The sequence below is a fragment of the Desulfatiferula olefinivorans genome (genome assembly GCF_054657895.1).
The window spans coordinates 1-24,963 of record NZ_BAAHXV010000008.1 but is presented as its reverse complement, the minus strand read 5'-3'; the positions used below and the strand labels follow the sequence as shown (position 1 = coordinate 24,963).

Genomic DNA, 24,963 nt, shown 5'->3' with positions numbered 1-24,963 from the left:
AGATCATCCGCCCACGGCTCCGGCCATCTGGAAGATCGGCAGGTACATGGACACGACCAGACCGCCGACCACGACCCCCAGAAAGACCAGCATGAACGGCTCGATCAGGGCGGTGAGGTTTTCCACGGCCTGATCGACCTCGTCATCGTAGAAATCAGCGATTTTTTCGAGCATGGTATCCAGGGCGCCGGTGGATTCGCCGACGGCGATCATCGAACAGACCATGGACGGGAAAATGCCCGATTCGGCCAGGGGTTCGGCCATGGTTCGGCCTTCGGAAATGGCGGACCGGACCTGGTAGATCGAGTCCTCGATGATCACGTTCCCGGCGGTCTTGGCCACGATGTCCAACGCTTCGAGAATGGCCACGCCGCTGTTGAGCATGGTGCCCATGGTGCGGGTGAACTTGGACACGGCCACCTTGCGCAAAAGAATGCCGAACACGGGCAGTTTCAGAAACAGGGCGTCGAGGGTTTTCCGGCCGACGGGGGTCTTGCCGAACTGCTTGTAGGCCATGATGGCCAGAACTATGCCGATGATAATCCAGTGGATGTTGCCGATGGTGAAATTACTCAGCCCGATGACGATCAGGGTCGGAGCAGGCAGGGTGGAACCGAAACTTTCAAACATCTCGATGAAAGTGGGAATGACGAATACCAGAATGACGCCGACCACCACGGCGGCGATGACGATGGTCACGATGGGGTAGGTCATGGCCCCCTTGACCTGACGCTTGAGTTTCATCATTTTTTCCATGTAGGCGGAAAGACGCCGGAGAATGACGTCGAGGATACCGCCCGCCTCGCCTGCGGCAACCATGTTCACGAACAGGGCGTCAAACAGCTTGGGATGTTTTTTCAGGGCCTCGGCAAAGGTCTGACCGCCTTCGACGTCCGACTTGATACCCCAGATGATTTTCTTGAAAGTGGGGTTCTCCTGCTGGGAATGGAGGATATCGAGACACTGAATGATGGGCAGACCGGCGTCAATCATGGTGGAGAACTGCCGTGAAAAGACGATGACGTCGTTTTCGGTGACCTTGGGTTGAAGAAGGGCGACGTTTTCGAACAGGTCCTTGGGTTTTTTCTTGATCTTGGTCGGGGTGATCTTGAGTCGGTTCAGATGGGCGCGGAGGGTTTCCTCGCTGGCGGACTCCATTTCGCCCTTACGGACCTCGTTTTTTCTGTTCTTGCCTTCCCACAGGTATACCGGCATATTCTTCCTCCCTGGTTATGAATAAGGATGCCTGCCAATCAACATCCTCTCAGCCGATCCACAGATTCTTATCATAATACGCGCATGGTCTGGTGATGGAAAAACGATTCAAGCCGACGGCCGGAACGTGCACCGAAAAAAACTCATTTTTCCCCGATCGTCATCAAAGCAGGTTAACAATAAACAATAACGGCAAACATTTCCAGATTTTTTTCATGATTTAACCGGATTTACTCATTCCGGTTCAAGCGATCCGGTAAAACAATCCGCGGTCCAGAGACTCGGTGGTGACCCGTTCCGTCCGGACCAGGCCGTCCAGACACTCGGCCACCGCCTGGGCCGACGCCGAGAGACTGACGCGAAGATCCTCGGCCGTGCAGGGCCGCCGCCGGATCATGGCAAGGATCCGGCCTTCGAGGGCGGTATCTGCGTCCTGGGCCGCGGCCGCCCCGGCCTCAGGGGCATCACCGATAATTTCAAAGCCTGAAAAACGCGAGGCGATCCGTTGGCGTTCCTCGGGAGCCATGGCCCGGACCCAGGCCTCGCTGCCCGGACGGTCCAGGGAATTGAGCTGAATCCTGTCCGCGCCGATACGACGGGCCGCAGCGGCCAGACCGTCCAGTTCCCCGGGGGTGTCGTTCAGCCCGGGAACGATAAAGATTTCAAGCCACAGCAGGCCGCTGAACTCCCGGCGCAGGGCGACCAGGCCCTCGATGACGGCGCCGATCTCAATCCCCGGGGCCGGCCGGTTGATCCGACGGAACACCCCGGGAGACACCGCATCCAGAGAGGCGACAATCAGATCCACATCCCGCACGTCCCGCCGCACCTCGGCGTCGGGAAACAGGGTGCTGTTGGTCAGAAGGGCCACGGGGTACCGGGGGTGATGCCGTTTCAGATACTCGGTGACCGTCCGGATGGCTGGGTTGAGCGTCGGTTCCCCGCATCCGGAAAAGGTGATGTAGTCCGGCGACGGGTTGCGGGAGAGAAAGGAGGACAGCTCGCCTATGACCCGTTCGGCGGAAACCGCACCGGTTCGCTCGGCGGTCAGCACCGTGGTTCGCCCGCTTTCGCAGTAGACACAATCCAGCGAGCAGGTTTTGGGCAGGACCAGGTCCACACCCAGCGACAGGCCCAGGCGCCGGGACGGCACCGGACCGAACAGACAGGTATCACTCGGCTTGTTGCGAACCCCCGACATGGTCCTCTCCCTTTTGAATCCGTTTTCCGTTCCGCGCGGCCGATTCCGCCGTCCATGGTAACTCACGCTTGAAAGTCTCGCACCGGCAGACGGCCCTGTCAAGGGTTATCCCGCCGCCACGCAGGGCAATCGCATGTATGATCTTAAAACACATGGGCCTCTTCCTGCGGGACGTATCATGCCGTTCACGTGTACGGTCACGAGCACGAGCACGTTCACGATGGTTGCCGGCACCACGTGAACGCAGCCCTCAGAGGGTTCAACCGGCACGGAATGCGACGGTCGAGCCTGTCTCGGCCTGCCGTGCTCGTGAACGACTAGTACATGCGATTGCCCTGCCGTTCGATTCCCTTGACCTGTCCGGGCGTGTCCGATATAGGATAACAGTCGGTTTCGATCAGACCCATTGACCCGTTGATGGTCAATGACATCCGACCCCCATTCACCGTAACGATCAGGCAGCCATGCATCAGTCGAACCAGACCGCCCCCCGGGGAAAAACCGTGATCACCACCCACGTGAACGCCGATTACGACGCCATCGGGTCCATGCTGGCGGCCCAGAAGCTCTACCCCGACTCCGTGGTGGTCTTTCCGGGCTCCCACGAATCCAACCTGAGAAATTTCTTCATCAGTTCCCTGGTGTATCTGTTCAATCGAATGGACCCCGCCGACATCGACGGCCGGGAGGTCGAGCGGCTGGTGATCGTCGACACCAAGCAGGCGGCCCGACTGGGAGCCCTCCACGACCTGATCGACCTGAACGCCCGGGAAATTCACATCTACGACCACCATCCGCCCACGGACAACGATATCCGGGGCAGCCTGGAATACTACGAAGCCACCGGGGCCACCACCACCATCCTGGTCCGGATGATCCGGGAAAAAAACCTGCCCGTCACACCGGAGGAAGCCACCATCATGTGCCTGGGCATCTACGAGGACACCGGTTCCTTCACCTTTTCCTCGACCACGGAGGCCGATTTTCACGCCGCCGCCTTCCTGCTGTCCAAAGGGGCGAACCTGACCCTCATTTCAAACATGATTTCCAAGGAAATTTCGCCCCGGCAGCTGGCCTGCCTGAACGACATGATCCAGTCCCAGACCCTGCACCGGATCAACGGCATCGACATCGTGTTCACCAGCGTCTCGTCCGAAGAATACATCAACGATTTCGCCCTGCTGGTCCACAAGATGATCCAGATGGAGAACATCCCGGTGATGTTTGCCCTGGGCCGCATGGAAGACAAGGTCCACGTGGTGGCCCGGAGCCGCTGCCCCGAGGTGGACGTCAGCCAGGTGGTCGCCGTCCTGGGGGGCGGAGGGCATCCCTACGCCGCCGCCGCCGGGGTTCGCGACAAGACCCTGGCCCAGGTCGAACAGATTCTGTTCGACGTTCTCGGCCGGACGGTCAAGTCGCACCGGACCGCCCGGGAGCTGATGTCCAGCCCCCCCATCGTCACCGGTTCCGACCGCACCTGCCGTGAGGCGGCCAAGCTGCTGACCCGGTACAACATCAACTCCCTTCTGGTGGTGGACGGCGAGCTTACAGGCGACAACATCATGGGGTTCATCACCCGGCAGGTGGTCGAAAAAGCCCTGTTCCACAAACTCGACAACACCCGGATCATGGAATTCATGACCTCGGAGGTGATCACGGCCCCGGTAAACGCTCCCTTAGACGAGATCCAGGACATCATCATCGAGCACAAGCAGCGCATCGTACCGATCATCGACAATGGCCGGATCATCGGGGTGATCACCCGCACCGACCTGTTGAACATCCTGGTCCAGAGAGCCCACATGAACACCGGCAAATTCCCGGACCCCCTGAAGAAACCCTTTTACGCCAAGACCCGGAACATCCTGCCGTTCATGAAGGAACGCCTGTCCGACCATATCATAGAGACCCTGAGAACCATCGGAAAGGTGGCTGCCGACCTGGGGTTCGGGGTCTATGTGGTCGGCGGATTTGTTAGGGACCTGATGCTTTACCGGGACAACGACGACATCGACATCGTCATCGAAGGAGACGGCATCGAATTTGCCCGGGCTTACGCCGCCATGGAACAGGCCCGCATCAACACCTATGAGAAATTCAAGACGGCCGTGGTCATCTTCCCCGACGGGTTCAAGATCGACGTGGCCACCTCCCGCATGGAATACTACCGGTCTCCGGCGGCCCTGCCCGAGGTCGAAATGAGTTCCATCAAGCTGGATTTGTACCGGCGGGATTTCACCATCAACACCCTGGCCATCCGCCTGGACCCCGACCATTTCGGGACCCTGATCGATTTTTTCTCGGCCCAGCGTGACCTGAAGGACAAAGCCATCCGGATCATCCACAACCTGAGCTTTGTCGAAGACCCCACCCGGGTCTTCCGGGCCATCAAGTTCGAGCAGCGGTTCGGATTCACCATCGGCAAGCTGACCTCAGGCCTGATCCGGAACGCCGTGAAAATGGATTTCTTCAAGCGGCTCGGCGGGCTCCGGGTCTTTTCCGAACTCAAACAGATCCTCGAAGAGGAAAACCCCATCCCCGCCATCATCCGCCTGTTCGATTACCGCCTGATGGCGGTGATCCACAAGGACCTGACCCTGACCAAGGATCTGATCCGGGCCCTGGATTCGGCCAAGAAAGTCATCGCCTGGCACGACCTCCTTTATGTGAACGAACCCTTCGAACGGTGGGTGGTTTACCTCCTGGTCATGGTCCGGAAATACCCCCGGAGCGTCAGCGATGCCATCGCCGAGCGCCTGTGTTTCCAGCCGCGGTACCGGAAACTGTTCGGCCGGGAACGGTATCAGGCCGAAGGCTGTCTTGTCTGGCTCGAGCAGAATCCCGATGCGTCCAACAGCGAGCTCTACCGCCGTCTGTCCCCCTTCCGGACCGAGCTGATTCTCACCATGATGGCGGTCACCGATCAGGAGGAAATCCGCAAAAACATCTCACATTTCTACACCCATCTGCGGGGCGTCACCCTCTCGATCCAGGGACGGGACATCCGGGCCCTGGGCCTTGCGCCCGGCCCCCTTTACCGGAAAATCCTCGAAGCCGCCCTGGACGCCAGGCTCAACGGAGACCTGGTCACCCGGGAGGATGAACTGGCCTTTATCCGGAACTATCCGTCCGGGCACCCGGCCTGACCCGCAGGGCCATCGCATGTCTATCCCGCACGACCCATGGGTCATGCCCTGTGGGGAGCACAGCGACCGGGTGGTTAAATGCTTTGAGCATGACGAAAAAGAGGCGGGGCTCTTTTCCGTCACCGCATGGGATGCCCACAGGAGCGTTGCCGTGCGACATGCCCCGGCATGTCCGGCGTTCTCTGTGTCTCCGTGCCTCTGTGAGAGCGGTTAAACCGGCGTCTCCGAAGGAGACGGCCTATAGACACAAAGGCACAAAGAGGGTGCCGTGTGTTCACGCGGTGTATTTCCTGCCGGCACGGATGACGTGTTTACGTCGACAGGATTGATCTGAGATCAATCCGCTGAGATTCTCACGAAGGCCGTTTTTTGCTTTTCTTCAAGAAGACGAAACATGCGATTACCCTGGCCTGACCCGGCTTTTGGTTTGAATTTTTGTCCGTGATAAGGTAGAAAGGCAGCACGAAACCGAAAGACGGGCCTGTGATGCGGATCACGGCCCCTATGCGGACAGGATAAGACTTTCAGGAAACGACCATGAAAAAAGACATTGTACTGACCGGCATCACCCCCACGGGCACCCCTCACCTGGGCAATTACGTGGGCGCCATCCGGCCGGCCATCGCCGCCGGCCGTGAAACCACCAACGAATCCTTTTACTTTCTGTCGGATTACCACGCCATCATCAGCTGTTTCGAACCCCAGCGCATCCGCCAGTCCAGCCGGGAAATCGCCGCCGCCTGGCTGGCTCTTGGCCTGGATACGGACAACACCTTCTTTTACCGCCAGTCCGACATCCCCGAGGTGCCTGAACTCACCTGGATTCTGACCTGCATGACCGCCAAGGGCCTGATGAACCGCGCCCACGCCTACAAGGCCGCCGTGGCCGACAACGAGGCCAACCAGTCCAAGGATCCGGACAAGGGCATCACCATGGGCCTGTTCAGCTACCCGATCCTGATGGCCGCCGACATCCTGATGTTCAAAGCCGCCAAGGTCCCCGTGGGTCGGGACCAGGTGCAGCACATCGAAATGGCCCGGGACATCGCCGGTCGGTTCAACCATCATTACGGCGAGCATTTTGTGCTGCCCGAAGCGGTGGTAAGCGACAACGTGGCGGTCTTGTCGGGCCTGGACGGGCGCAAAATGAGCAAGAGCTACAACAACACCATCCCCCTGTTCGCCCCGGAAAAACAGCTGCGCAAGCTGATCATGAAAATCAAGACCAACTCCCAGGAGCCCGGTGAGCCCAAACAGACCGAGGGCTGCACCCTGTTTTCGATTTTTCAGGCCTTTGCCGAGAAAGACGAGATCGAGGATGTAAAAAAACGCTATGCGGCGGGTATCGGCTGGGGTGAAATGAAAACCCTGCTGTTCGACTACCTGAACCAGCACATCGCGCCCTACCGCAGCCGGTACGAAGAGTTGATGAATGATCCCGGGCACATCGAATCGGTGCTGCAGAAGGGCAAACTCAAGGCCCGGGAGCGCAGCGTGCCCTTTCTTGAAACGATCCGCAAGGCGGTGGGCATTACCCCGATCCGCTGATGTCAAAAACCGGCGCGGCCGGACCGGACCCCTGTGAGGCATGATGGCCAACGAGACCTATTCAATCAGGCTTCCCATGTTCGAAGGTCCCATGGACCTTCTGGTCTATCTGGTCCGCAAGCACGACATGGATATCACCGATATCCCCATCGCGGAAATCACCGAGCAGTACCTGGGCTATCTGAACATGATGAGCCTTCTGAACATCGATTTTGCCGGTGATTTCCTCTACATGGCCGCCACCCTGGCCCACATCAAGTCGCGAACCCTTCTCCCGTCGCAGGACGAGGAGGGCGAGGACGAAGACCCCCGTCTCGAAATCGCCCGGCCCCTCCTCGAATACCTGAAGCTGAAATCCGCCGCCGACCATTTGTCGACCCTGCCCATGCTCGGCCGGGACGTGTTCACCGGGGGCCTTGCCGACGACGAAACCCTTACGGACGAAGAACCGGAGATCACCCTGGGGCTGTTCGAACTTGTGGACACCTTCCGCCGGATCATGGACAGCCGGTACCGGGATCATGCCGTGGATTTTTCGACCAACCGGATGAGCGTCAAGGATCGGATCATGGAGATCGTCGCCGTCTTCGAACAAACCCCCCGCATCCATTTCCATGCCCTTTTCGACCCGTCGGACGAAAAAAGCATGGTGGTGCTGACCTTTCTGGCCATCCTCGAAATGGCCAAACTGAACCTGATCGACATCCGCCAGCATGTCCAGAGCGGACTGATCAGCCTGTGCTATCGTTAGGACCGCACCATGGATCTCAGACGCATCGTCGAAAGCCTGCTGTTCGTCACCCGGAGTCCCCTGACGCCGGAGCGCCTCAAGGACCTCCTGCCCGAAGCCGATGCCGCCGACATCCAGCGCGCCGTTTCCGCCCTCGAACGGGAATACGCGGTTCGAAACGGCGGGTTTTATCTGGCCCGTGTGGCGGGGGGCGTTCAGTTCCGAAGCCACCCGGACTGCAAAGACTGGGTGGTCCGGCTGAGCCGGCCCTCCCCCCACCGAATCAGCAAGGCTGCCCTGGAAACCCTGTCGATCATCGCCTACAAACAGCCCCTGATCCGCAGTGAAATCGAGCATATCCGCGGTGTCGACTGCGGCGGCGTGATCCGCAACCTGCTGGACCTCAAACTGATCCGGGTGCTCGGCCGGAAAGACATCCCCGGCCGGCCGCTGATCTACTCGACCAGCCGCCATTTTCTTGAACTTCTGGGATTGAACGACATCAAGGATCTGCCCACCCTCCGGGACATCGAGGACCTGGGCAGGGATCGAAACAGCGTTGGTGACGAGGGGGAATAAGGTCGGCAAAAAGGCCTTGACATTCTGTGGTGTTACACCCTACGTTAGCCTTTTTCCAACCGTAACACGGCATCGGAAGGACGCCATGAAACTATCGACCAAAAGCCGGTACAGCGCCAGGATCCTGATCGAGCTTGCCCGGCATCGGCAGCCCGACCTGATCCAGACCGGTCGGATCGCCGAGCGCCAGGACATTCCCGTCAAATACCTCGAGCAGCTGATCACCGTGCTCAGAAAAGCCGGATACATCCAAAGCTTCAGGGGGCCCCGGGGCGGGCACCGTCTGGCCATGGAACCCTCCCGGATCATGCTGGGCCATATCGTCCGCCTGTTTGAAGGGCAGACCGACCTGGTCCAGTGCATCGCCTCACCGGAAACCTGTACCATGGCCGACGAATGCCGGTTGAGGCTGGCCTGGCAGGAAGCCACGGAATCCCTCTACCGGCGGCTCGACGACATCAGCATCGAAAGCCTGGTTACCCGGACCGACGGACGTGCGCCCGCCTATCCCTGTCCCCAGGCCCTTCTTCTTCAAAACGACTGATTCACCATCAAAAGGCAAAGGTCAACCCGAGGATCGACCTGAAAATCGGGTCCTGATCACCGGTCACCGGGTGGTCCATGCTGCCCACCGTCATCTCCACGGCGCCGACGGCCACCAGGTGACGGGTCAGGCTGTGTTCGTACCCCAGGGCACCGGTGACACCGCCCTCGGTGTCGCCGTCGTAATCCCCGACCACCAGCCCGACCTGGGCAAAGGGACCCTGGAAATATTTGCCGATATAATATTTGTAGGCCGCTTCCACCAGGGTCACATCGTGACCGTGGGACAGGCCGATGACCACCGCGGACGTCTTATCGATCGAGCACTGGTAATACAGGTTCATCAGGCCCTCGAACTGGGCCTCGTCGGCAATCCGGATCACATCGATGCTCAGCGAATGCTGCTGGTCCGCCAGATTGAAAATCTTTCTCTTTTTCGGCGCGGCAACCGGTTCCTCGGCAGACCACGCAGCGGTTCCAAGAACCAGGGAGCCGACCAGCACACACATCAACACGGACAGCAATCGTTTCATGACAGATTCTCCTTCGCATAAAAAAATCATCGTTGGGGTGACATTCAAGCCGCCTGACAAGACCCAACCCATACCACACCCGGCGCCGTCCATGCAAGAGGCCAGGATCATCGCATCAGGGCAATCGTATCATGGGCCTCTTCCTTCGGAACGGATCATGCCGTTCACAAGCACGAGACGTAAACGAACATTACATGCGATTACCCTGTATAAGGCCCCCAGGGCAATCGCATGTCTATCCCGCACGACCCGTGGGTCATTCCCTGTGGGGAGCGGTTCATGAAATGCAGTGTATCAGGGATTGAAACCTCCCATTTCCTTCGTGTCCTTCAGGGAGCGCAGCGACCGGGTGGTTGAATGGTTTGACCATGACGAAAACGAGCCGGGGCTCTTTCCCGTCATGGCATGGGATGCCCACAGGGCCGTTGCCGTGCGACATGCCCCGGCATGTCCGGCGTTCTCTGTGTCTCCGTGACTCTGTGAGAGCGATTAAACCGGCATCTCCGAAGGGTACGGTCTAAGTGATTTCTCACGGAGACACAAAGTCACAAAGAGGGTGTCGTGTGCTCGCGCGGTGTCTTTCTTGCCGGCACAGATGACGTGTTCAAGTCGACAGGATTGATCTGAGATCAATCCACTGAGATTATCACGAAGGCCGTTTTTTGCTTTTCTTGAAGGATATGAAACGTGCGATTGCCCTGATAAGGCCCCCCTTGCGCCTTGACACATCATGGATCGGAAGGTACTATTTCCGACACCGTTCAACCTGCCGACGCGTTCGACTGCGCCGAGGCGGAACAAACGCCGGGGAACCTGATGATGATCAGCAAGACAGCCATGGCCCTTCTGATAACGGCCGCCATTCTTTTCCTGCCCTGCCCGGGCCCCGGTGAATTTTATGAATTCATCGACGAAAACGGTGTCCGGACCTTCACCGACGACCCCGGCCTGATTCCGGAAGCCGACACCCCTCAGGTCCTGGTGCACAAAGAACCCTACGACGATCTTCCCGAGGAAGAGCGTGAACTCCGGCGAAAGGCCGACCACGACCGACTGATGACCATTCTGGAAAAACGGAACGAGGAACTCCGGCGGCTGGAGAAAAAACGGCTGATCCGGGATCTGGAGGAAGAAAAGGCGCGCAAGGCCCGGGAACTCGAACAGATGAGGACGCCCGTCACCATCAGCAACAACCAGATTCTGGTGCCCGTGACCGTCACCTACCGGGGAAACACCCTGGCCGTCACCCTCCTGCTCGACACCGGTGCAAGCATCACCACCCTCAACCATGACGCGGCCGAGCGCCTTTCCGTCACCGACGGCCGGCGCAGCGCGGCCCGGGTCGCCGACGGCAGTGTGGTCCGAACCCTTCAGGTGACCCTGGACACCGTTTCGGTGGGCCCCAAATCCAGGCCCTCCCATACCGTACAAATCATCCCCTTCAAGGGTCCCTCCGGACCCTTTGACGGTCTTCTGGGCCTGGACTTTCTCCGCCATTTCCCCTACGATATCGACTACCGCAATCATCTGATTGTGTGGAAGGAATAAAAAACCACCCCACACCCGAGGAAACAGTCTATGGAAATCATGGTCACGGCCGGCGTTCTGGTGTTCATTCTTTTTGCGATCATTGCCGTCGGCGGAGCCGTGTATCACACGATCCGCAACCGCAAACGACTCCCCGCCACGGTCGCACCCGATGTGCATACCCCGCCGCCGCAAACGGGCCCGTTTTTCTTCCGAAAGGAGACACAAACCGGAAAAACCGTGGCCTTCCACGCCTCGGCCCCCTCGCTGGGCATCGAGATCCCCCACGGTGAAACCCTGTCCTGCGATATCGACGAAATTTTCCGTTACGTCGACCGGCTGTATGACAATACCGAAGACAACTTCTTTTCCCTGGAAGACGAAAACGGCTACCTGATCCAGTTTTCCCATGACGGCAAAGGAACCGACGTGGAGATCGACATTCCCGATGTCTCCCGCAAGGGATCTTACAGGGGAACGTTTTCAAATCTTCCGGACGTCAAGGGCTGCATCCGTTCCTTTTTCGGCGGCGGGGCCGTCCACTTCGACTACCCTTTGACCTTCGAGATCTGGTAAACCGTTTTTCCAAAACCGCTCATCAGAAACTGTAGCCCAGGGTGAAATGAAACTGACCGGGTGATTCGACGGGCCTGGGGTCGAGTTTGATGCCGTAGAGGAACCCCAGGGGCCCGATGGGGGTGATGTAGCGAAGGCCTGCGCCGACGGAGGTTCGAAACCCTCCGTCGCCCTGGTGGGTGAAACTCTTTCCGATGCGCCCCGTATCGACGAAGGTCGTCAGTTCCAGGCGGCGGCCCAGGTCCTTTCGGATTTCAAAACCGGCCAGGGCCAGGTCCCGGCCCCCTTCCGGGTCATTGGAACGGTCGTAGCGCAGCATGTTTTCGTCGAAACCACGCACATCGGCCGTGCCGCCGAGGAAGAACAGCTGGTCATCGGGAATCCTTGTGGTCCCCTCCCGCAACTGAATGTAGCCGTAGCGCAGCCGAAGGGCCAGGGTCAGCCCCTCGACGGGGGTCAGGTAGTACCGGGCCTGGGCATGGTATTTGAGAAATTCATCCGGCGCGTGCCCCAGGGCCTTGGACAGGTCCACCGACAGGGAGGCGTTCAGCCCTTTCCGCGGACGGATGAAGGAATCCGTTGAATTCCAGGTGATCGACGGACTGGTCACCACCATCCGGCGACCTTCGTAAAAATCCATATCCTCCGCCGGAAGGAGGTCCGCATCACGCTGGTACTGATCCCGGTATTCATAGCGGAACGCCAACGCCGTGGTGACATATCTGAAAAAATCCCGGCTGACGCTCACCGAGGCGCCATAGGTCCGCGTGCCGAAATCCTTGTTCAGTTCCTCGAGTTTCTCCGAAAACAGGTTCAGGCTGGACACCAGCCGGGTACCCAGAAAACGCGGCTCGGTGACCCCGCTTTCCGCCCGGTATCCGATCTGGCTGTATTCGGCGCCGATCCAGGCGTCCTTGTTCAGCCCAAACAGATTGTGATCGCCCAGCCGGCCGTTCACATAGCCATGGCGCCGTGTATCGTACCCCAGGGCCATCTGGACATAATACGGTTTCCTTTCCTTGACCTCGACCAGAAGATCCACCCGGTCCCGCCGGTCGACCAGGCCGAATTCCCTGAAATCCGCCCCGGAAAAGGCGTTGATGTTCCGGATGTTCCGCTGGGATTCCAGAAACTTGAAAAGGGAAAAAGGATCACCGTCCGAAAGGGCCGTTTCCCTCTCGATGATCCGGCGTTGCGTTCGGAAGTTCCCACGGACCAGCATGGCGCCCATGGCCATGAAGGGGCCCTCGGTGACCGTAAACAGGACATCGGCCCGCCCTGTTTCAGGATCGGTCGAAACCGACGAGGTGACCGCGACCAGGGGATAGCCCTTTTCGGACACCGCCGACGTCAGCGCCCTTTCGTCCTCCTCCATCAGATGCCTTGCAAAGGGTTTTCCCGTTTTCAGCTGAACAAGGGCCGAGGCCTCTTCGGCGGACAGCGCCGTCAGCCCCGAAAACCTGAGGGACGCGACCCGGGTGAGCAGGCCCTCGTCCACGGTCACCGTCACCTTCGCCCGTTTGGTTTCCGTCTCATCCGGTTCCCAGACCACATTCGCGCGGATGGACGGATCAAGAAAACCGCTTCGATGGTACAGTGAGCGAAGGGCGGCCAGATCATCGTCCAGAATGTCTGGAACGAAGGGCCTGTCACCGAAGAGTCCGTCTCCGGTCAGGACCTGTTTTTTCAGCCGTTTGTCCGAAAAAGCCTCATGGCCCGCAAAGGCGAGGTCGTCGACCAGGCACCGCCGGCCTTCATCGATCGTGAACGAAACGATCCGCAGGGGCCTGTCCCCCCGGATGACCGTCTCGTCCGTCATCGCCACATAGACGTCCGGATACCCGGCCTTGCGATAACGCTCGCGGATGGCCCGGAGCCCCCGTTTGAGGGCCATATCCCCCGCATTGCCCCGACGGGAAAAATCGATGTCCCGGCGGAGGGTCCGGCTCCGGAATTCCTCATTGCCGGAAAACCGGATCACATACCGGGGCCCTTCGACGACCGCAAGGTCGATGCTCACCCGACCGCCTGCCGCATCCGTGCTCGTCGATGCGGTGACGGATGCATCGGCGAAGCCCCGGTCCCTATAAAACCGGATCAGGTTCCGGATATCCCCGTCGAGTTTTTCCTTAACGAACCGCCTGCCGTCACCCACCAGGAAGGAGGCCTTGTAGCAATCCGTTCGCAAAAGGAGTCGGATATCGGAAAACGAGGCGTTGCCCCGGATCCGGACCGCATCGATAATCTGAAAGGGGCCCTTGTCGATCCATACGGAAATGACGACGCCCTCACCGGGCACGGGTTCCTCGGCGGTGAGGGTCACCCCCGCCTCCGGGTAACCGGATTTCCGGTACAGGGCCATAACCCGCTCTTCCCTCTCCCGGAGGGACCGATCGATAAAGGGATCACCCGCGTACAGACGCATGGCGCTCTTCACCTTTCCGGCCAGAAGGGGGAAGGCCCCGTGGATACGCACGTCCCGGATATAGGAAAGGGGGGTGAGGTACACGTCGATGACCCGATCCGGCCCCCGGAATTCGGGTTCGGGGATCCTTACCGATTCAAACAGGCCCGATCGGGCAAGGGCGTCGCGGGAAGCGGCAAGATCCGGGGCCCGGTACGGCATTCCCGTTTGAAACGTCAACAGATTCCGGGCCACGGCGGCCACGGCCTCGTCCTGCTCCCTCGGGCCGTCCACATGCAGGCGGATCTCGCAGACAACCCCCGCCCGGTCTTCCGAACGGGCCGGACAGACGGCCGTCAGCACCCCGACAAGCAAAAGGGCCGGCATGATCCACACCCTTTGCCCTTTCCTCCACCGGCCTCCTTTTTCCGTTACCGTTCGGATTCTCATCGGAACTCCAGGCGATAGACCAGTTCGGTCCCGAAATCGTTGGCCGTGTCCTGATAGGCGTTGATCATCAGATTTTCGAAAAACCGGTATTCGGAAACGGCCCGCTGAACCGCTTCGGCGTTGCGGGACTCCACCCCGTATTTGATCGTCAGCCGCTCGGACAAATCCTTGCCGAATGTCAGACTGACCCCGCCTTCGGCGTTGGCGTCACTGCCCCCCCCGTAGGCGACCTCCACCGTGTCCATGCCCGTGGCGTCTTTGAGGTTTTCCGCCAGGCGGCGGCTGAAGGCATCGGCCAGAAACAGGGCCGCGGACTGGGATGAATCGCCGCCGCCGTTTCTCATTTCACCGGTGGTCTTGCCGAACAGGAGCAGTGCCAGCACGTCTTCGTCGGATTCCTTGGGGTCCGAGGTCAGGGTAAACTTCAGATTGTCCGGCGTGCCGGACACGGAAAGGGTCACGGTCCAGGTCCGGATCTCAGTCCGGCATTCCACATCCAGGGTGGGTTCGATTGCGTATGGGTTGAGAAAATCCATCACACCCCGGGTCACCTCGAATTCCCTGCCCTGGTAGGAGACCACGCCGCCTCCCACCTGGGCCCGTCCGCTGACCAGGGGCTGACGGAGGGTGCCGCTCAGTCTCAGATCGGGTTTGAGTTCCACCAGGGCCAGGTTGTTGTCCACCACAAAGGGGTTTCGGTGGCGGAGAGACAGATCGAGATCCATGTTTTTCAGATAGGGCAGGATCAGGCCCGGCCGTTCCGGCGCCGTTTCCCGGCTCTTTCCCCCGACCATTTTCAGAAGATTCATGGACAGATCCCGGTAGTACCGGCCGTCCACAATCATCAGGGCGCCCTCCATCCGGGTCTTGTCCGGGGTGCCCGACACGGTCACGGCGGTATCGGCGGTCAGGTCCAGGGTGTCGGGAAGGCTAAGCGGCAGGGCATCGCCCCGGATAGTCAGGGACAGCATCCCCGGCGTCAGATGATCGAGCGCAAGGCGCCCCTGACCGGTGAACCGGCCCGTATCCAGAAAACCCGCAAGCTCTTCCAGAACCAGGGCCCGGGGCGTGACCCGGACAAGGCCGTTCAGGCCATGGACCGTCTGCATCAGTTCGCTGATCACGAAGGACACGTTCTCGGCCCTCACCTCCCCCGTCACATCGGGCCGTTTTCGGTTTCCGGACAACGACACGGACAGGGACACCCGGCCGTCCAGGGCGTTGACCCCCGAAACGAACGGTTCCAGCACCGCCATGGGGACGGTGCCCTCGGCCCGGGCCCGCAGTTCCCCGTCCACCTGCCCCCCGGCCCCCAGCACCAGCTCCCCCCGGTCCAGGAGAGACAGTCGCGTGTCGGGCAGGTCGAACCCCGACGGTTCCAGGGTGAACCGCAACGGTCCGCCTCTGACCAGAGAGATGTCGCCGGCTCTCAGATCGAAATCATCCACACGGGCGTCGAGAACCAGCGCCGATACGTCGGCCCCCTCTCCCCGGGCCGTGATCCGGGCGCTCAGTCGGCCGCCCAGTCCCGGGTACCCGGCGGCGGCGCACACCGGCCCCAGGTCGGCCTGGTCCAGACGCACCTCGCCCTCACCGTCCAGGGTATCCAGATCGAGACGGGCCGTGAACGCCCCAAGAAACAGGCCGGACAGATCAAGGACGTTATCGGCCAGCGACAGATGGACCCGACCCGGCCCCAGGGACTGACGCCGGTAGCTCAGGTCCCCGATTTCGACCGTTCCTTCGAATGCCGGATCGGTCAGACTGCCTTCCCCGGCAAGATCCAGGCGGAAGCGGCCCTCGAGCCCCTCGGGAATCGCAATCGCGGTCAAGGGTTTGAATGACAGATCCGACGAGGTCAGTGCCAGCGCATAACGGGCGTCCGGCAGCGACAGTTTCCCCGTCACGCTGAGGGACTCGTTTTCGGTCAAAAGGGCCTCGGCCCGGTCCAGCACCAGATCCGGGCCGTCGAAACGGGCGCTGACCGTCACCCGGTCAAGGCCCTGGCCCGAAAAGGAGAGATGTTGACCCTGAAGACGGATGTGCCCGCCCAGCCGGTCCGGGGATCCCTCGACCCTTGCGTCCACCGAGACGAGGCCTTCAAGGCCCGGATAAAGATCGGCGAGGTTCAGTTGATCGCCCGTAAGGGTCAGGTTTCCGGACGGACGGGCCGACGGTGTCCAGCGTTTCGGCTCAAAAAGCTGAATCCGCCCCCGGGCACGGATCAGGGAGGCCCCCTGCGACACGGTCAAATCCGACACCGTAACCGCACCGTGGGCCAGATCGGCGTCAGCCGTCAGGTCGCCGACGCGGACGCCCTTCACCGTCAGGTCCGGGGCCGTCAGGTGCAGCCCGGCCTTCAGATCGGACACGGTTCCCGACAGATCGAGGCGTCCGCCCGCCCGGGCCGAGACCTCAGTTCGTCCGGTCATCCGGGCCACATCCAGATGATCGAAGACCAGGGAAAGATCCAGCGTCTCGTCATCGCCGAACAGCCCCGCACGGCCCCTTGCGGTGATCGCGCCGCCGTCGTGGGTCACGGAGACGGCCGGCAGATGAAGCATGCCCGAGCTGTCAAGCACCGCCCTCCCGTCCAGCTCACCCAGAAAAACCCCCTCGTAGTCCAGGTCCCGACCCATGCCGGTGAACTGCGCGGTCCAGTCCCCGCCGCGGCCCTCCCAGATCGAGTCCAGATTCAGAACGCCCCGGGACCTTGCGTAGGGAGCGATCAGGGCAAGACGGGCGAGGTCGGACGCCGCAAGCGTCAGCCGCCCGCCCCAGGTCACATCATCCAATCGAAGATACCCGGCGGTCAGGTCCAGCCGGCTGCCCGCGCTTTCCAGGCGGGAGTCGGTCACCGACAGGCGCCCGTCTGCCCAGACGAGGTCTCCGCTCAGGCGGTAATCCGCAGCCGGGGCGTCCCACAGGGCAAGGTCCGCCGAATGGGCCAGAAGACGGGCCCGGGCCCGGAGACGCCGGTGGTCAAGGCCCGTTCCGTCAAGGTCCGCCGTCAGGGACAGGGCCCCCTTCATCACATCGGCCAGGCCGGGCAGTTCTGCGGCCTGCCGGATCAAGGCCTCAAGATGCAGATCATAGACCGGGGCATCCGGATCGAAGGCGGTGACCATCGCGGGCCACGTCCGGCCGACGGCAGGATCCAGGTCGATTTGACCGGACAACACCGCCTCTCCGACCCCGGCGTCCAGAGCAAGGCGGTCTATGACCACCTGGGTTCCGACCAGGCCGGCCCTGAGCTCCGCCGAGGCCACCGGCCTTCCCAGCACCGAAAGATCACGGCCGTGGACGGAAAGGGACATCTTCGGCAGGCGGGCCGTTCCGCTGACGGTCACCTCGAAATCAGGGTGACCGGCCATGGACGCCGCACCGCCCCAGAGGCGATCCAGTTCGGCCAGATCGGGGGATAGTGACAGGCTCAGATCCAGGCGGGGCTCGGCCCACAGATCCTCGATGCGGCCCCGGACGGCCAGGGTTCCGGGAGCCCCGTCGACATCCAGGACCGACAGGCTCAGACGGCCCCGTTTCAGGGCGGCGTCCAGCCGCAGGCGGTCAACGGTCGTGACGGTATCGCCGACGGCGATGCCGGCGGATTCAAGAGAAAGGGTCACCCTGCCGGTCTGCCTGCCCGGATTGACGTCGACGGCGGTCAGATTCACCCGGTCCACGGTAAGGAGGTCCCGACCGGATCGGCTGATACGAAACGGCCCACCGTCGAGATGGGCCGATGCGATGGTCAGGTTCCAGGGCCAGACCGGAAGGCCCCGGGTCGGGGGCGACGGGGTCTCTTCCGTCCCGGGCAGAGCCCGGATCAGGTTCCAGGCCCCCTCGTGATCCTGATCGAGGAAAAGCAGGCCGCCTTCGATGCGGACCTCTTCGACGGCCACCGTGCGGAACAGAAGGGGAAACAAGGACACGTTCACCAGCAGACGGTCCAGCGCGATCACCTTCCGCCCCGCGGGATCGGCGAGGCTCACCCCCCGGGCATCGAGGGCCCCTGAAAACAGGGCCACGTTCAGGGAGGTCACGGCAAGGTTCCCAGGCAGCAGGGCGCCGACCCGGGAAAGAATCCGCCGCTGGACCGGAGCCGTGTTGAGCAGAAGGGCAAGGATCACCGTCAGGGCGATTAAAACCAGACCCAGACCCACAAAGACCGTCGCCGCCTTGTCGATGAACCCTGACCGCATTTCCCACCCGCCGCCGGAACGTCCTTAGTAGATTTTTCGTTTGGAAAAACTCGATCCGATGACGTTGAAGGTGTTTTCCACGATAAACAAAGCCTGTTCATCGTTCATGAAAACAATTTCCTCCAAACGCTTCAGCTGGACATTGTTGATCACGGTCATCAGAATCTGCCGCGGCGCACGGCTGTAGGCTCCCGTGCCTTCGATGAAGGTGGAGCTGATCGACAGCTTGGCGATGATGTCGTCGGCGATTTTCTGGGGGCAGGAAGAAATGATCAGAGCCACCTTTCTCTGGTTGAAAAAGGACAGACTGTTCTCAAGGGCCACCGAGGTGACAAAGGCCATGATGATCGAGGCGATCACCAGATCCGTGTCGAAAAAGAAGAAGCTGAAGGCGAACAGGGACAGGTTGAACATGAAAAAGACCTTGCCCAGACCGATATTGAATTTCTGGTAGAGAATCACGGCGATGATATCGAGGCCCCCGTTGGATCCCAGGGACCTCAGAACGATTCCCGCACCGGTTCCGGAAATCACCCCGCCGGCCACCGCCGCGTACAGCTGGTTCTGAATCCCGAAATCCATGCTGATCATCTGATAGATCACAGACGCCGTGATCATGGCCAGGAAACTGTAGGCCAAAAACCGCCCGCTGATAAAAAACCGGGCCAGAATGAACATGGGAATGTTGAGCAGGGCGTAGATCAGGCCCGGATTGGACAGATCGCTGATGTAATAGAGAAAAAAGGCCAGGCCGAACAGCCCGCCCGGCACGAACTGATGGGGTTCGGCAATGCATTTGAGTCCAAGCACACAGATCAGTGATCCGGTTACGATCAAAAAGCAATTCCACGTGATGGAATAGCTGAAATCTTTTCTAAACGGCATACGGTCATCCCTGGGGGTATGGGGTTCCCTGCGGCCTCGGCCGACGGGCCCAAATGAAAAATGGATTTATCCTATCATACCCACTCCTGTTTCACCAGACCCTTTGTCGAAAGAGCCGGGGACGTTCAGGATGGACGGCTTTGTAACGGTGTCGGATTTCAGACGGATTGGGGCCGGGCGTCCAGGGCCTGGCGGATCGCTTCGGCCAGGTCCTTTCCGGGGACCGGTTTGATCAGGATGTCGACGATCCCCGAATCATCGGCGTGATGTGCGGGCAGGTAGGCGTTGTAGCCGGTGCAGAGGATCACCGGGAGTCCGGGCCGAACACGTTGAATTTCCGATGCCAGCTGCTCGCCCGTCATGTGCGGCATGGTCAGATCGGTGACCACGATATCGACGGCCTGCCGATCGGCCTTGAGCATGGTCAGAGCGTCAAGCCCGTCTTCGGCGGTCCTCACCTGAAAACCCAGACCGCCCAGGCACTCCTGGGCGAATTCCCGGATATCCTTTTCATCGTCGACGAACAGCACCCGTTCCTTTCCCCGGACCTCCCTGGTGTCTTCCGGATCCATGGGACTTTTCACCGGGCTTTCCGCGGCGGGAAACAGCAGGTCGAACCGGGTGCCTTTACCCAGGGTGCTGTCCACCCGGATTCGTCCTCCGCAGCCCGTGATGATGCCGTGGACCACGGCCAGACCCATGCCCGTTCCCTTGCCCACCTCCTTGGTGGTGAAATAGGGATCGAAAATCTTGTCGAAGATTTTCCGGTCCATGCCCCGGCCCGTGTCCGACACGGACAGCAGGGCATACAGGCCCGGCGGCAGATTCAGGTCCGACGCCTCGTCCTGGGACAAACGGTACCGCGACAGGCTGATCAGGCATTCACCGCCCCGGTCTTCCATGGCATGGGCCGCGTTGGAGCACAGGTTGATGACCACCTGATGAATCTGCACGGGATCGGCCATGACCGACGGCACGTTGTCCTCAAAATCGGCCTTGAGGCTGATGGTCGACGGCAGGGAGGCCTTGAGCAGGTTCATGGCCTCTTTGATGATGGGCCCCATCTGGACGGACAGCTTGGTGGTGGCCCCCTGGCGGCTGAAGGCCAGAATCTGTGCCACCATGCCTTTGGCGCGGTTGCCTGCTTTTTCGATCCGGGCCAGCTTCTCCTGGGCCGCCGTGTTGTCCTCGGGGATATAGATCCGGGCCAGCTGGGTGTAGCCCAGGATGGCCATCAGAATATTGTTGAAGTCATGGGCGATCCCGCCGGCCAGCACGCCGATGGACTCCATTTTCTGGGCCTGGGCCAGCCGGGATTCCAGGGCCTGTTTTTCTATTTCGGCCTTTTTCCGCTCGGTGATGTCCCGGGACACGCCGATCATGCGCAGCGGTAATTCCCCGCCGTTCAGGGCATGGGTCGCCACCTCGACCCAGACCCGGGAACCGTCTTTCCGGACATGCTCCAGCTCCAGGGTCAGGGTCTCATCGCCCTCGAAGCCCCCGTTGGCCATGACCTCGTCCCGCAGCTTCAATACATAGGCCATGGATTCCGGCGTCAGGACCCGGTCGAGTGTCATGGTCATCACCTCGTCCACACCATACCCCAGAAGATGGCGAACCGAGGGGCTCATGTAGGAAAAGGTCAGATCCTCGGCCCGAAGCACCCAGATGGTGTCCTTGACATTGTCGGCCAGCAGTTTGTAGCGCTCCCGGCTCCGCTTGATTTCCTCCTCGGCTTTCCTGCGCTCGCAGATTTCCTCCGACAGCTTGAGCGTCTTGTCTTCCAGCTGGTTTTTCAGGGCGGACATGGCCTCGAACACCATGGAATTGAACAGGGCGATGGATGCCGTTTCGGCCAGCCGGTCGACAAACCGGATCTCATCCCTCAGCATCAGGCGGTTGGGCGCCGCGTCCTTGAAAAAAGCCAGGCCCAGAAGGGTGCCGTGCTGCACCAGAGGGACCATGAACTGGGAGGACTGTTCGCCGAGCAGGCCCAGAAGGTCGTTTCGGACCGTCTCGAAACGCGGATGGGTGCCCACCATATGGCAGTCGATCATGTGATTGTAGTCCTTCAGCCAGGACTGGAGAGAGTCCGACAGGACAACGGTCCGCCCCCGGCGATTATCGAACACGCCGTCGTCCGGGCCTGAAAGAAAAAGGTCCGCCTCGTTGAACCCCAAAAACCTGACGGCCAGACCCTTGAACTCGTCCACCAGTTCATCGATGTTTTTCAGAAACAGGATATCCCGGGGAATCAGGGTTTCGGCTTTTTTCAGATTGTGCCCCACCGTATTGAACAGGCGGTTGATCAGGCGCTGAACCCGGATTACGAAGTGAAAGGTGACGATAAACCAGCCCAAGAGGAGCAGAAACATCCAGAGCATGGGCAGCCGCAGCAGAGCGGGACGAATCAGAATGAAAACCAGGACATTGGGCAGAATGGTCACCGACGAGGTCAAAAGCCACAACAGGGTCAGGTGGATCATCGACCGGCTGCCCAGAATCCGGTAGCGCAGAATCCCGTAACCGAGAAATCCAAGCGGCAGAAACACGAAGTACCCCGGCGGATACACGTCATGCCCCGTCATGGCCAGGGCGGAGACCATGGTGATCAGGGACGCCGAGATAAAGGACAGCCGTGCGTACCTGATTTTCATGGCCACGATCATGTTTGTTTCCCGGCGCAGTTGCCGGTCGATCAGACGGATCACGTAGACGATCAGGACCAGACAGAAGACAAAAAACAGGAAAAACAGCGGCCCTGCCTTGGCAAAATAGCCCCAGGGATAGGGATAAAGGCCCGTGATGTACCAGGGCGTCAGGCCGCAGGCCGTGAAAAACACCCCGCCCGCAAAGGACAGCCAGACCATGGCGCTGTTTCTGATCTTGAGAAGCAGATGAAAAAAAAGAATGTGGGCCAGGGGGAACCAGGCCAGAATCATATGGGTGAGCCGCTCGAGCATGAAAATCCGGTCCCGGTCCACCATGAACTGCTGGATCAGATAACTGGCGGGAAGCAGGGTCCACAGCAGGCACAACAGCGACAGCATGGCGTTTTCAGGCTTCAGGCGGACCCGGTAGATGCCCATGGCGGCGATGTAGAGTGCCGTCACGATGCTGATGATCGGAGGAATCAGGTATGTGGAAAACAAAACGGTCATGTCCGGGTATCGTCTATCCTAACGGGGTCCTTGACGTCACGTCCCTTTCGGCCGCACAAAAATGACCGAAGGTCAGGGGCCTGGGAATGCTACATATATATCGGCCGGCCGGGCCGTTTCTTTAGGTCGAATCCACGAAAAGGAGCGTTCGGGCCAAATCATCCCCTCAGGTGGCAGGCCGCCTGCCTGCCCCCGACGGGCTTGAGGGCGGGAACGGCCGTCCGGCAGACCGCCGCCGCTTCCGGGCACCGCGTATGAAAGGGACAGCCCGGCGGCGGAGAGACCGGCGACGGGGGTTCGCCCGTGAGTATCGTTTCGGTTCTCGTGCGTCCGGGCACGGGAACCGCCTCGATCAGGGCCCGTGTGTACGGATGAAGGGGACTGTCGATGATTTCCGATACGGGTCCGTATTCAACCACTTTTCCCAGATACATCACGGCGATGCGGTCGGCGATGTGGCTGACCACCGACAGGTCGTGGGAGATGAACAGGTAGGACAGGCCGTGTTTTTCCTGGAGATCCAGAAGAAGGTTCACCACCTGGGCCTGCACCGACACGTCCAGGGCGCTGACCGCCTCGTCCAGAACCATGAAATCCGGAGACAGGGACAGGGCCCGGGCGATGCTGATCCGCTGGCACTGGCCCCCGGAAAACTCATGGGGATACCGCCTGAGGGCGTCTCCGGACAGGCCCACCTCGCCCAGCAGGGCAAGTCCTTTTTCCTCAATGTGCCGGGCGTCCGCCAACCTGAAGGCTTTCATCCCCTCGGTCACGCAATCCAAAACCGACATGCGGGGGTTGAGGGAGGCCAGGGGGTCCTGGAACACCATCTGCATGCGCCGCCGGACCTCCCGACGGGCCTTCCCCCGGAGAACGGCAAGATCCCGGCCGTCGAAGATCACCCGGCCCCGCCGAACGGGTTCAAGACCCAGAAGGCTGCGGCCCAGGGTGGTCTTGCCGCAGCCGGACTCGCCCACCAGACCCAGGGTTTCCCCCCGGTTGATGGACAAAGACACGCCGCTCACCGCTTTCACATACCCCACGGTCCGGGACAGGATACCCCGCCGCACCGGGAACCAGACATCAAGGTCCCGGACGTCAAGCAGAACCGGATCAGCGTGGGAAGCGATGGTAACGCCGTCAGGTTTGGTCATGGGGCCTCCCGTCGGTATCGGCGTCGAGCAGGAAACAGGACGCCCGGTGGGTGGACGACAGGGCAATCGGCGCCGGGGCCTTGCTGCGGCAGCGGTCCATGGCCGAGGGACAGCGGTCATGGAACCGGCACCCTGCCGGATAGGCCGAAGGCGGCGGCACCTGACCCTTTATCGAGGGCAGCCGTTTGCCGTGATCGGACCCCAACGTCGGAATAGCGGCCAGAAGGCCCCGGGTGTACGGGTGGGAGGGGTTTGAAAAAATCTCGTCTCGCATCCCTTCCTCCACAATCCGTGCGGCGTACATGACGATCACCCGGTCACACATATCCCAGACCACGCCCATGTCGTGGGTGATCAACAGCATGGCGGTGTCGTTCTGTTTCATGACGCGCATCAGCTCGAACACCTGGGCCTGGATGGTCACATCGAGGGCCGTGGTGGGTTCATCGGCGATGATCAGGTCAGGCTCCTGGATCAGGGCCATGGCAATCATCACCCGCTGCTGCATGCCCCCGGACAGTTGATGGGGATAGACGAACATCCGCTCGGCCGCATCGGGAATCCGCACCCGGGCCAGCCAGGATTCGGCCGTTTTCCAGGCCTCGGCGGCCGGAAGGTCCCGGTGCATGCACAGGGCCTCGACCAGCTGGCGGCCGATGCGGTGAAGGGGGGACAGGGCCGAGCCCGGATCCTGGAAAATCACCCCGATGTCTTTCCCCCTCACCGTTCTCATCTCCCGGACGGAAAGCGACAGAAGGTCCCGGCCCTTGAACCGGATCCTCCCGGTGTCCACCCGGGACGGCGGCGAGGGGACCAGTCGGGGAATGCTCATGGCCGTCACGGATTTCCCCGCGCCGGATTCACCCACCAGCCCCACGGTTTCACCCCGGTTGACCACAAAGGACACCCCGTCCACCACCCGGACGCGGCCTTCATCGGTGTCAAACGACACCGCCAGGTCTTCGACGGCAAGAAGGGGTTCTGTCATCGGACGGTTCCTTCGTGATGATGCATCCGGTTCATGGTGTCCTCACAATTGCGATGTCCAATGGTTGCCTCCGGCGACCCTTCCGGGGGACCGGATTTTAAAAATCCGGACAAACGAGTTT

Annotated in this window: 16 protein-coding genes; 7 read left to right on the top strand and 9 right to left on the bottom strand. The window is 60.7% G+C overall.

Annotation, left to right across the window (positions count from 1 at the left end):
- Positions 1 to 3: 3 nt before the first annotated feature.
- Positions 4 to 1,215, bottom strand: coding sequence for a type II secretion system F family protein (locus tag ACYQ11_RS07800; protein WP_459923210.1), 1,212 nt, complete (start codon positions 1,213 to 1,215; stop codon positions 4 to 6).
- Positions 1,216 to 1,459: 244 nt separating this feature from the next.
- Positions 1,460 to 2,416, bottom strand: a complete 957-nt coding sequence (locus ACYQ11_RS07795; RefSeq protein WP_459923209.1) for a radical SAM protein — start codon at positions 2,414 to 2,416, stop codon at positions 1,460 to 1,462.
- A gap of 464 nt (positions 2,417 to 2,880) precedes the next feature.
- Between ACYQ11_RS07795 and ACYQ11_RS07790 the strand changes: the two genes are divergently transcribed.
- From ACYQ11_RS07790 to ACYQ11_RS07770, 5 genes are all read left to right on the top strand, one after another.
- A complete protein-coding gene (locus ACYQ11_RS07790) occupies positions 2,881 to 5,562 on the top strand; it encodes a CBS domain-containing protein (protein WP_459923208.1) in 2,682 nt (893 codons plus the stop codon).
- Between the two features lie 537 nt (positions 5,563 to 6,099).
- Complete coding sequence (locus tag ACYQ11_RS07785) at positions 6,100 to 7,110, top strand: tryptophan--tRNA ligase (protein WP_459923207.1); 1,011 nt, start codon at positions 6,100 to 6,102, stop codon at positions 7,108 to 7,110.
- 40 nt (positions 7,111 to 7,150) lie between these two features.
- Positions 7,151 to 7,861, top strand: a complete 711-nt coding sequence (locus ACYQ11_RS07780; RefSeq protein WP_459923206.1) for a segregation and condensation protein A — start codon at positions 7,151 to 7,153, stop codon at positions 7,859 to 7,861.
- A gap of 9 nt (positions 7,862 to 7,870) precedes the next feature.
- Positions 7,871 to 8,419 (top strand): SMC-Scp complex subunit ScpB, encoded by a 549-nt coding sequence (scpB, locus tag ACYQ11_RS07775; protein ID WP_459923205.1) that lies wholly within the window; start codon positions 7,871 to 7,873, stop codon positions 8,417 to 8,419.
- Positions 8,420 to 8,504: 85 nt separating this feature from the next.
- Positions 8,505 to 8,963 carry an RrF2 family transcriptional regulator gene (locus tag ACYQ11_RS07770; RefSeq protein ID WP_459923204.1) on the top strand — a complete coding sequence of 153 codons (459 nt, stop codon included), beginning with the start codon at positions 8,505 to 8,507 and terminating at the stop codon, positions 8,961 to 8,963.
- 7 nt (positions 8,964 to 8,970) lie between these two features.
- On the opposite strand, the gene ACYQ11_RS07765 is transcribed toward ACYQ11_RS07770, so the two are convergent.
- Positions 8,971 to 9,495: a hypothetical protein gene (locus ACYQ11_RS07765; RefSeq protein ID WP_459923203.1), complete on the bottom strand. Its 525-nt coding sequence runs from the start codon at positions 9,493 to 9,495 to the stop codon at positions 8,971 to 8,973.
- An 816-nt stretch (positions 9,496 to 10,311) separates the two neighbouring features.
- Here ACYQ11_RS07765 and ACYQ11_RS07760 point away from each other — a divergent pair.
- Together ACYQ11_RS07760 and ACYQ11_RS07755 are read left to right on the top strand one after the other, a co-directional pair.
- Positions 10,312 to 11,043, top strand: a complete 732-nt coding sequence (locus ACYQ11_RS07760) for a retropepsin-like aspartic protease (protein ID WP_459923202.1) — start codon at positions 10,312 to 10,314, stop codon at positions 11,041 to 11,043.
- A 30-nt stretch (positions 11,044 to 11,073) separates the two neighbouring features.
- Positions 11,074 to 11,598: a hypothetical protein gene (locus ACYQ11_RS07755; protein ID WP_459923201.1), complete on the top strand. Its 525-nt coding sequence runs from the start codon at positions 11,074 to 11,076 to the stop codon at positions 11,596 to 11,598.
- Between the two features lie 22 nt (positions 11,599 to 11,620).
- Here the strand turns inward: ACYQ11_RS07755 and bamA are convergent, their stop codons facing one another.
- The 6 genes from bamA to ACYQ11_RS07725 form a co-directional block, all read right to left on the bottom strand.
- Positions 11,621 to 14,389, bottom strand: a complete 2,769-nt coding sequence (bamA, locus tag ACYQ11_RS07750; RefSeq protein ID WP_459923200.1) for an outer membrane protein assembly factor BamA — start codon at positions 14,387 to 14,389, stop codon at positions 11,621 to 11,623.
- Positions 14,390 to 14,448: 59 nt separating this feature from the next.
- Positions 14,449 to 18,654 carry a translocation/assembly module TamB domain-containing protein gene (locus ACYQ11_RS07745; protein WP_459923199.1) on the bottom strand — a complete coding sequence of 1,402 codons (4,206 nt, stop codon included), beginning with the start codon at positions 18,652 to 18,654 and terminating at the stop codon, positions 14,449 to 14,451.
- Positions 18,655 to 18,678: 24 nt separating this feature from the next.
- Positions 18,679 to 19,539, bottom strand: a complete 861-nt coding sequence (locus tag ACYQ11_RS07740; RefSeq protein WP_459923198.1) for a YitT family protein — start codon at positions 19,537 to 19,539, stop codon at positions 18,679 to 18,681.
- Positions 19,540 to 19,697: 158 nt separating this feature from the next.
- Positions 19,698 to 22,700: a hybrid sensor histidine kinase/response regulator gene (locus tag ACYQ11_RS07735; RefSeq protein WP_459923197.1), complete on the bottom strand. Its 3,003-nt coding sequence runs from the start codon at positions 22,698 to 22,700 to the stop codon at positions 19,698 to 19,700.
- 158 nt (positions 22,701 to 22,858) lie between these two features.
- Positions 22,859 to 23,854 carry an ABC transporter ATP-binding protein gene (locus ACYQ11_RS07730; protein ID WP_459923196.1) on the bottom strand — a complete coding sequence of 332 codons (996 nt, stop codon included), beginning with the start codon at positions 23,852 to 23,854 and terminating at the stop codon, positions 22,859 to 22,861.
- Entirely contained in the window at positions 23,841 to 24,842 is a 1,002-nt protein-coding gene (locus tag ACYQ11_RS07725; RefSeq protein WP_459923195.1) for an ABC transporter ATP-binding protein, read from the bottom strand. Before ACYQ11_RS07725 ends, ACYQ11_RS07730 begins: the two co-directional genes overlap by 14 nt.
- Positions 24,843 to 24,963: the final 121 nt, after the last annotated feature.

What these genes read in the sequence shown, in the direction of transcription:
- ACYQ11_RS07725 (WP_459923195.1), bottom strand. Translation starts at nt 24,842, where the DNA reads ATGACAGAACCCCTTCTTGCCGTCGAAGACCTGGCGGTGTCGTTTGAC.
- ACYQ11_RS07770 (WP_459923204.1), top strand. Translation starts at nt 8,505, where the DNA reads ATGAAACTATCGACCAAAAGCCGGTACAGCGCCAGGATCCTGATCGAG.
- ACYQ11_RS07755 (WP_459923201.1), top strand. Translation starts at nt 11,074, where the DNA reads ATGGAAATCATGGTCACGGCCGGCGTTCTGGTGTTCATTCTTTTTGCG.
- ACYQ11_RS07730 (WP_459923196.1), bottom strand. Translation starts at nt 23,854, where the DNA reads ATGACCAAACCTGACGGCGTTACCATCGCTTCCCACGCTGATCCGGTT.
- ACYQ11_RS07790 (WP_459923208.1), top strand. Translation starts at nt 2,881, where the DNA reads ATGCATCAGTCGAACCAGACCGCCCCCCGGGGAAAAACCGTGATCACC.
- ACYQ11_RS07795 (WP_459923209.1), bottom strand. Translation starts at nt 2,416, where the DNA reads ATGTCGGGGGTTCGCAACAAGCCGAGTGATACCTGTCTGTTCGGTCCG.
- ACYQ11_RS07745 (WP_459923199.1), bottom strand. Translation starts at nt 18,654, where the DNA reads ATGCGGTCAGGGTTCATCGACAAGGCGGCGACGGTCTTTGTGGGTCTG.
- ACYQ11_RS07760 (WP_459923202.1), top strand. Translation starts at nt 10,312, where the DNA reads ATGATGATCAGCAAGACAGCCATGGCCCTTCTGATAACGGCCGCCATT.
- ACYQ11_RS07800 (WP_459923210.1), bottom strand. Translation starts at nt 1,215, where the DNA reads ATGCCGGTATACCTGTGGGAAGGCAAGAACAGAAAAAACGAGGTCCGT.
- ACYQ11_RS07785 (WP_459923207.1), top strand. Translation starts at nt 6,100, where the DNA reads ATGAAAAAAGACATTGTACTGACCGGCATCACCCCCACGGGCACCCCT.
- scpB (WP_459923205.1), top strand. Translation starts at nt 7,871, where the DNA reads ATGGATCTCAGACGCATCGTCGAAAGCCTGCTGTTCGTCACCCGGAGT.
- ACYQ11_RS07740 (WP_459923198.1), bottom strand. Translation starts at nt 19,539, where the DNA reads ATGCCGTTTAGAAAAGATTTCAGCTATTCCATCACGTGGAATTGCTTT.
- ACYQ11_RS07765 (WP_459923203.1), bottom strand. Translation starts at nt 9,495, where the DNA reads ATGAAACGATTGCTGTCCGTGTTGATGTGTGTGCTGGTCGGCTCCCTG.
- ACYQ11_RS07780 (WP_459923206.1), top strand. Translation starts at nt 7,151, where the DNA reads ATGATGGCCAACGAGACCTATTCAATCAGGCTTCCCATGTTCGAAGGT.
- ACYQ11_RS07735 (WP_459923197.1), bottom strand. Translation starts at nt 22,700, where the DNA reads ATGACCGTTTTGTTTTCCACATACCTGATTCCTCCGATCATCAGCATC.
- bamA (WP_459923200.1), bottom strand. Translation starts at nt 14,389, where the DNA reads ATGCCGGCCCTTTTGCTTGTCGGGGTGCTGACGGCCGTCTGTCCGGCC.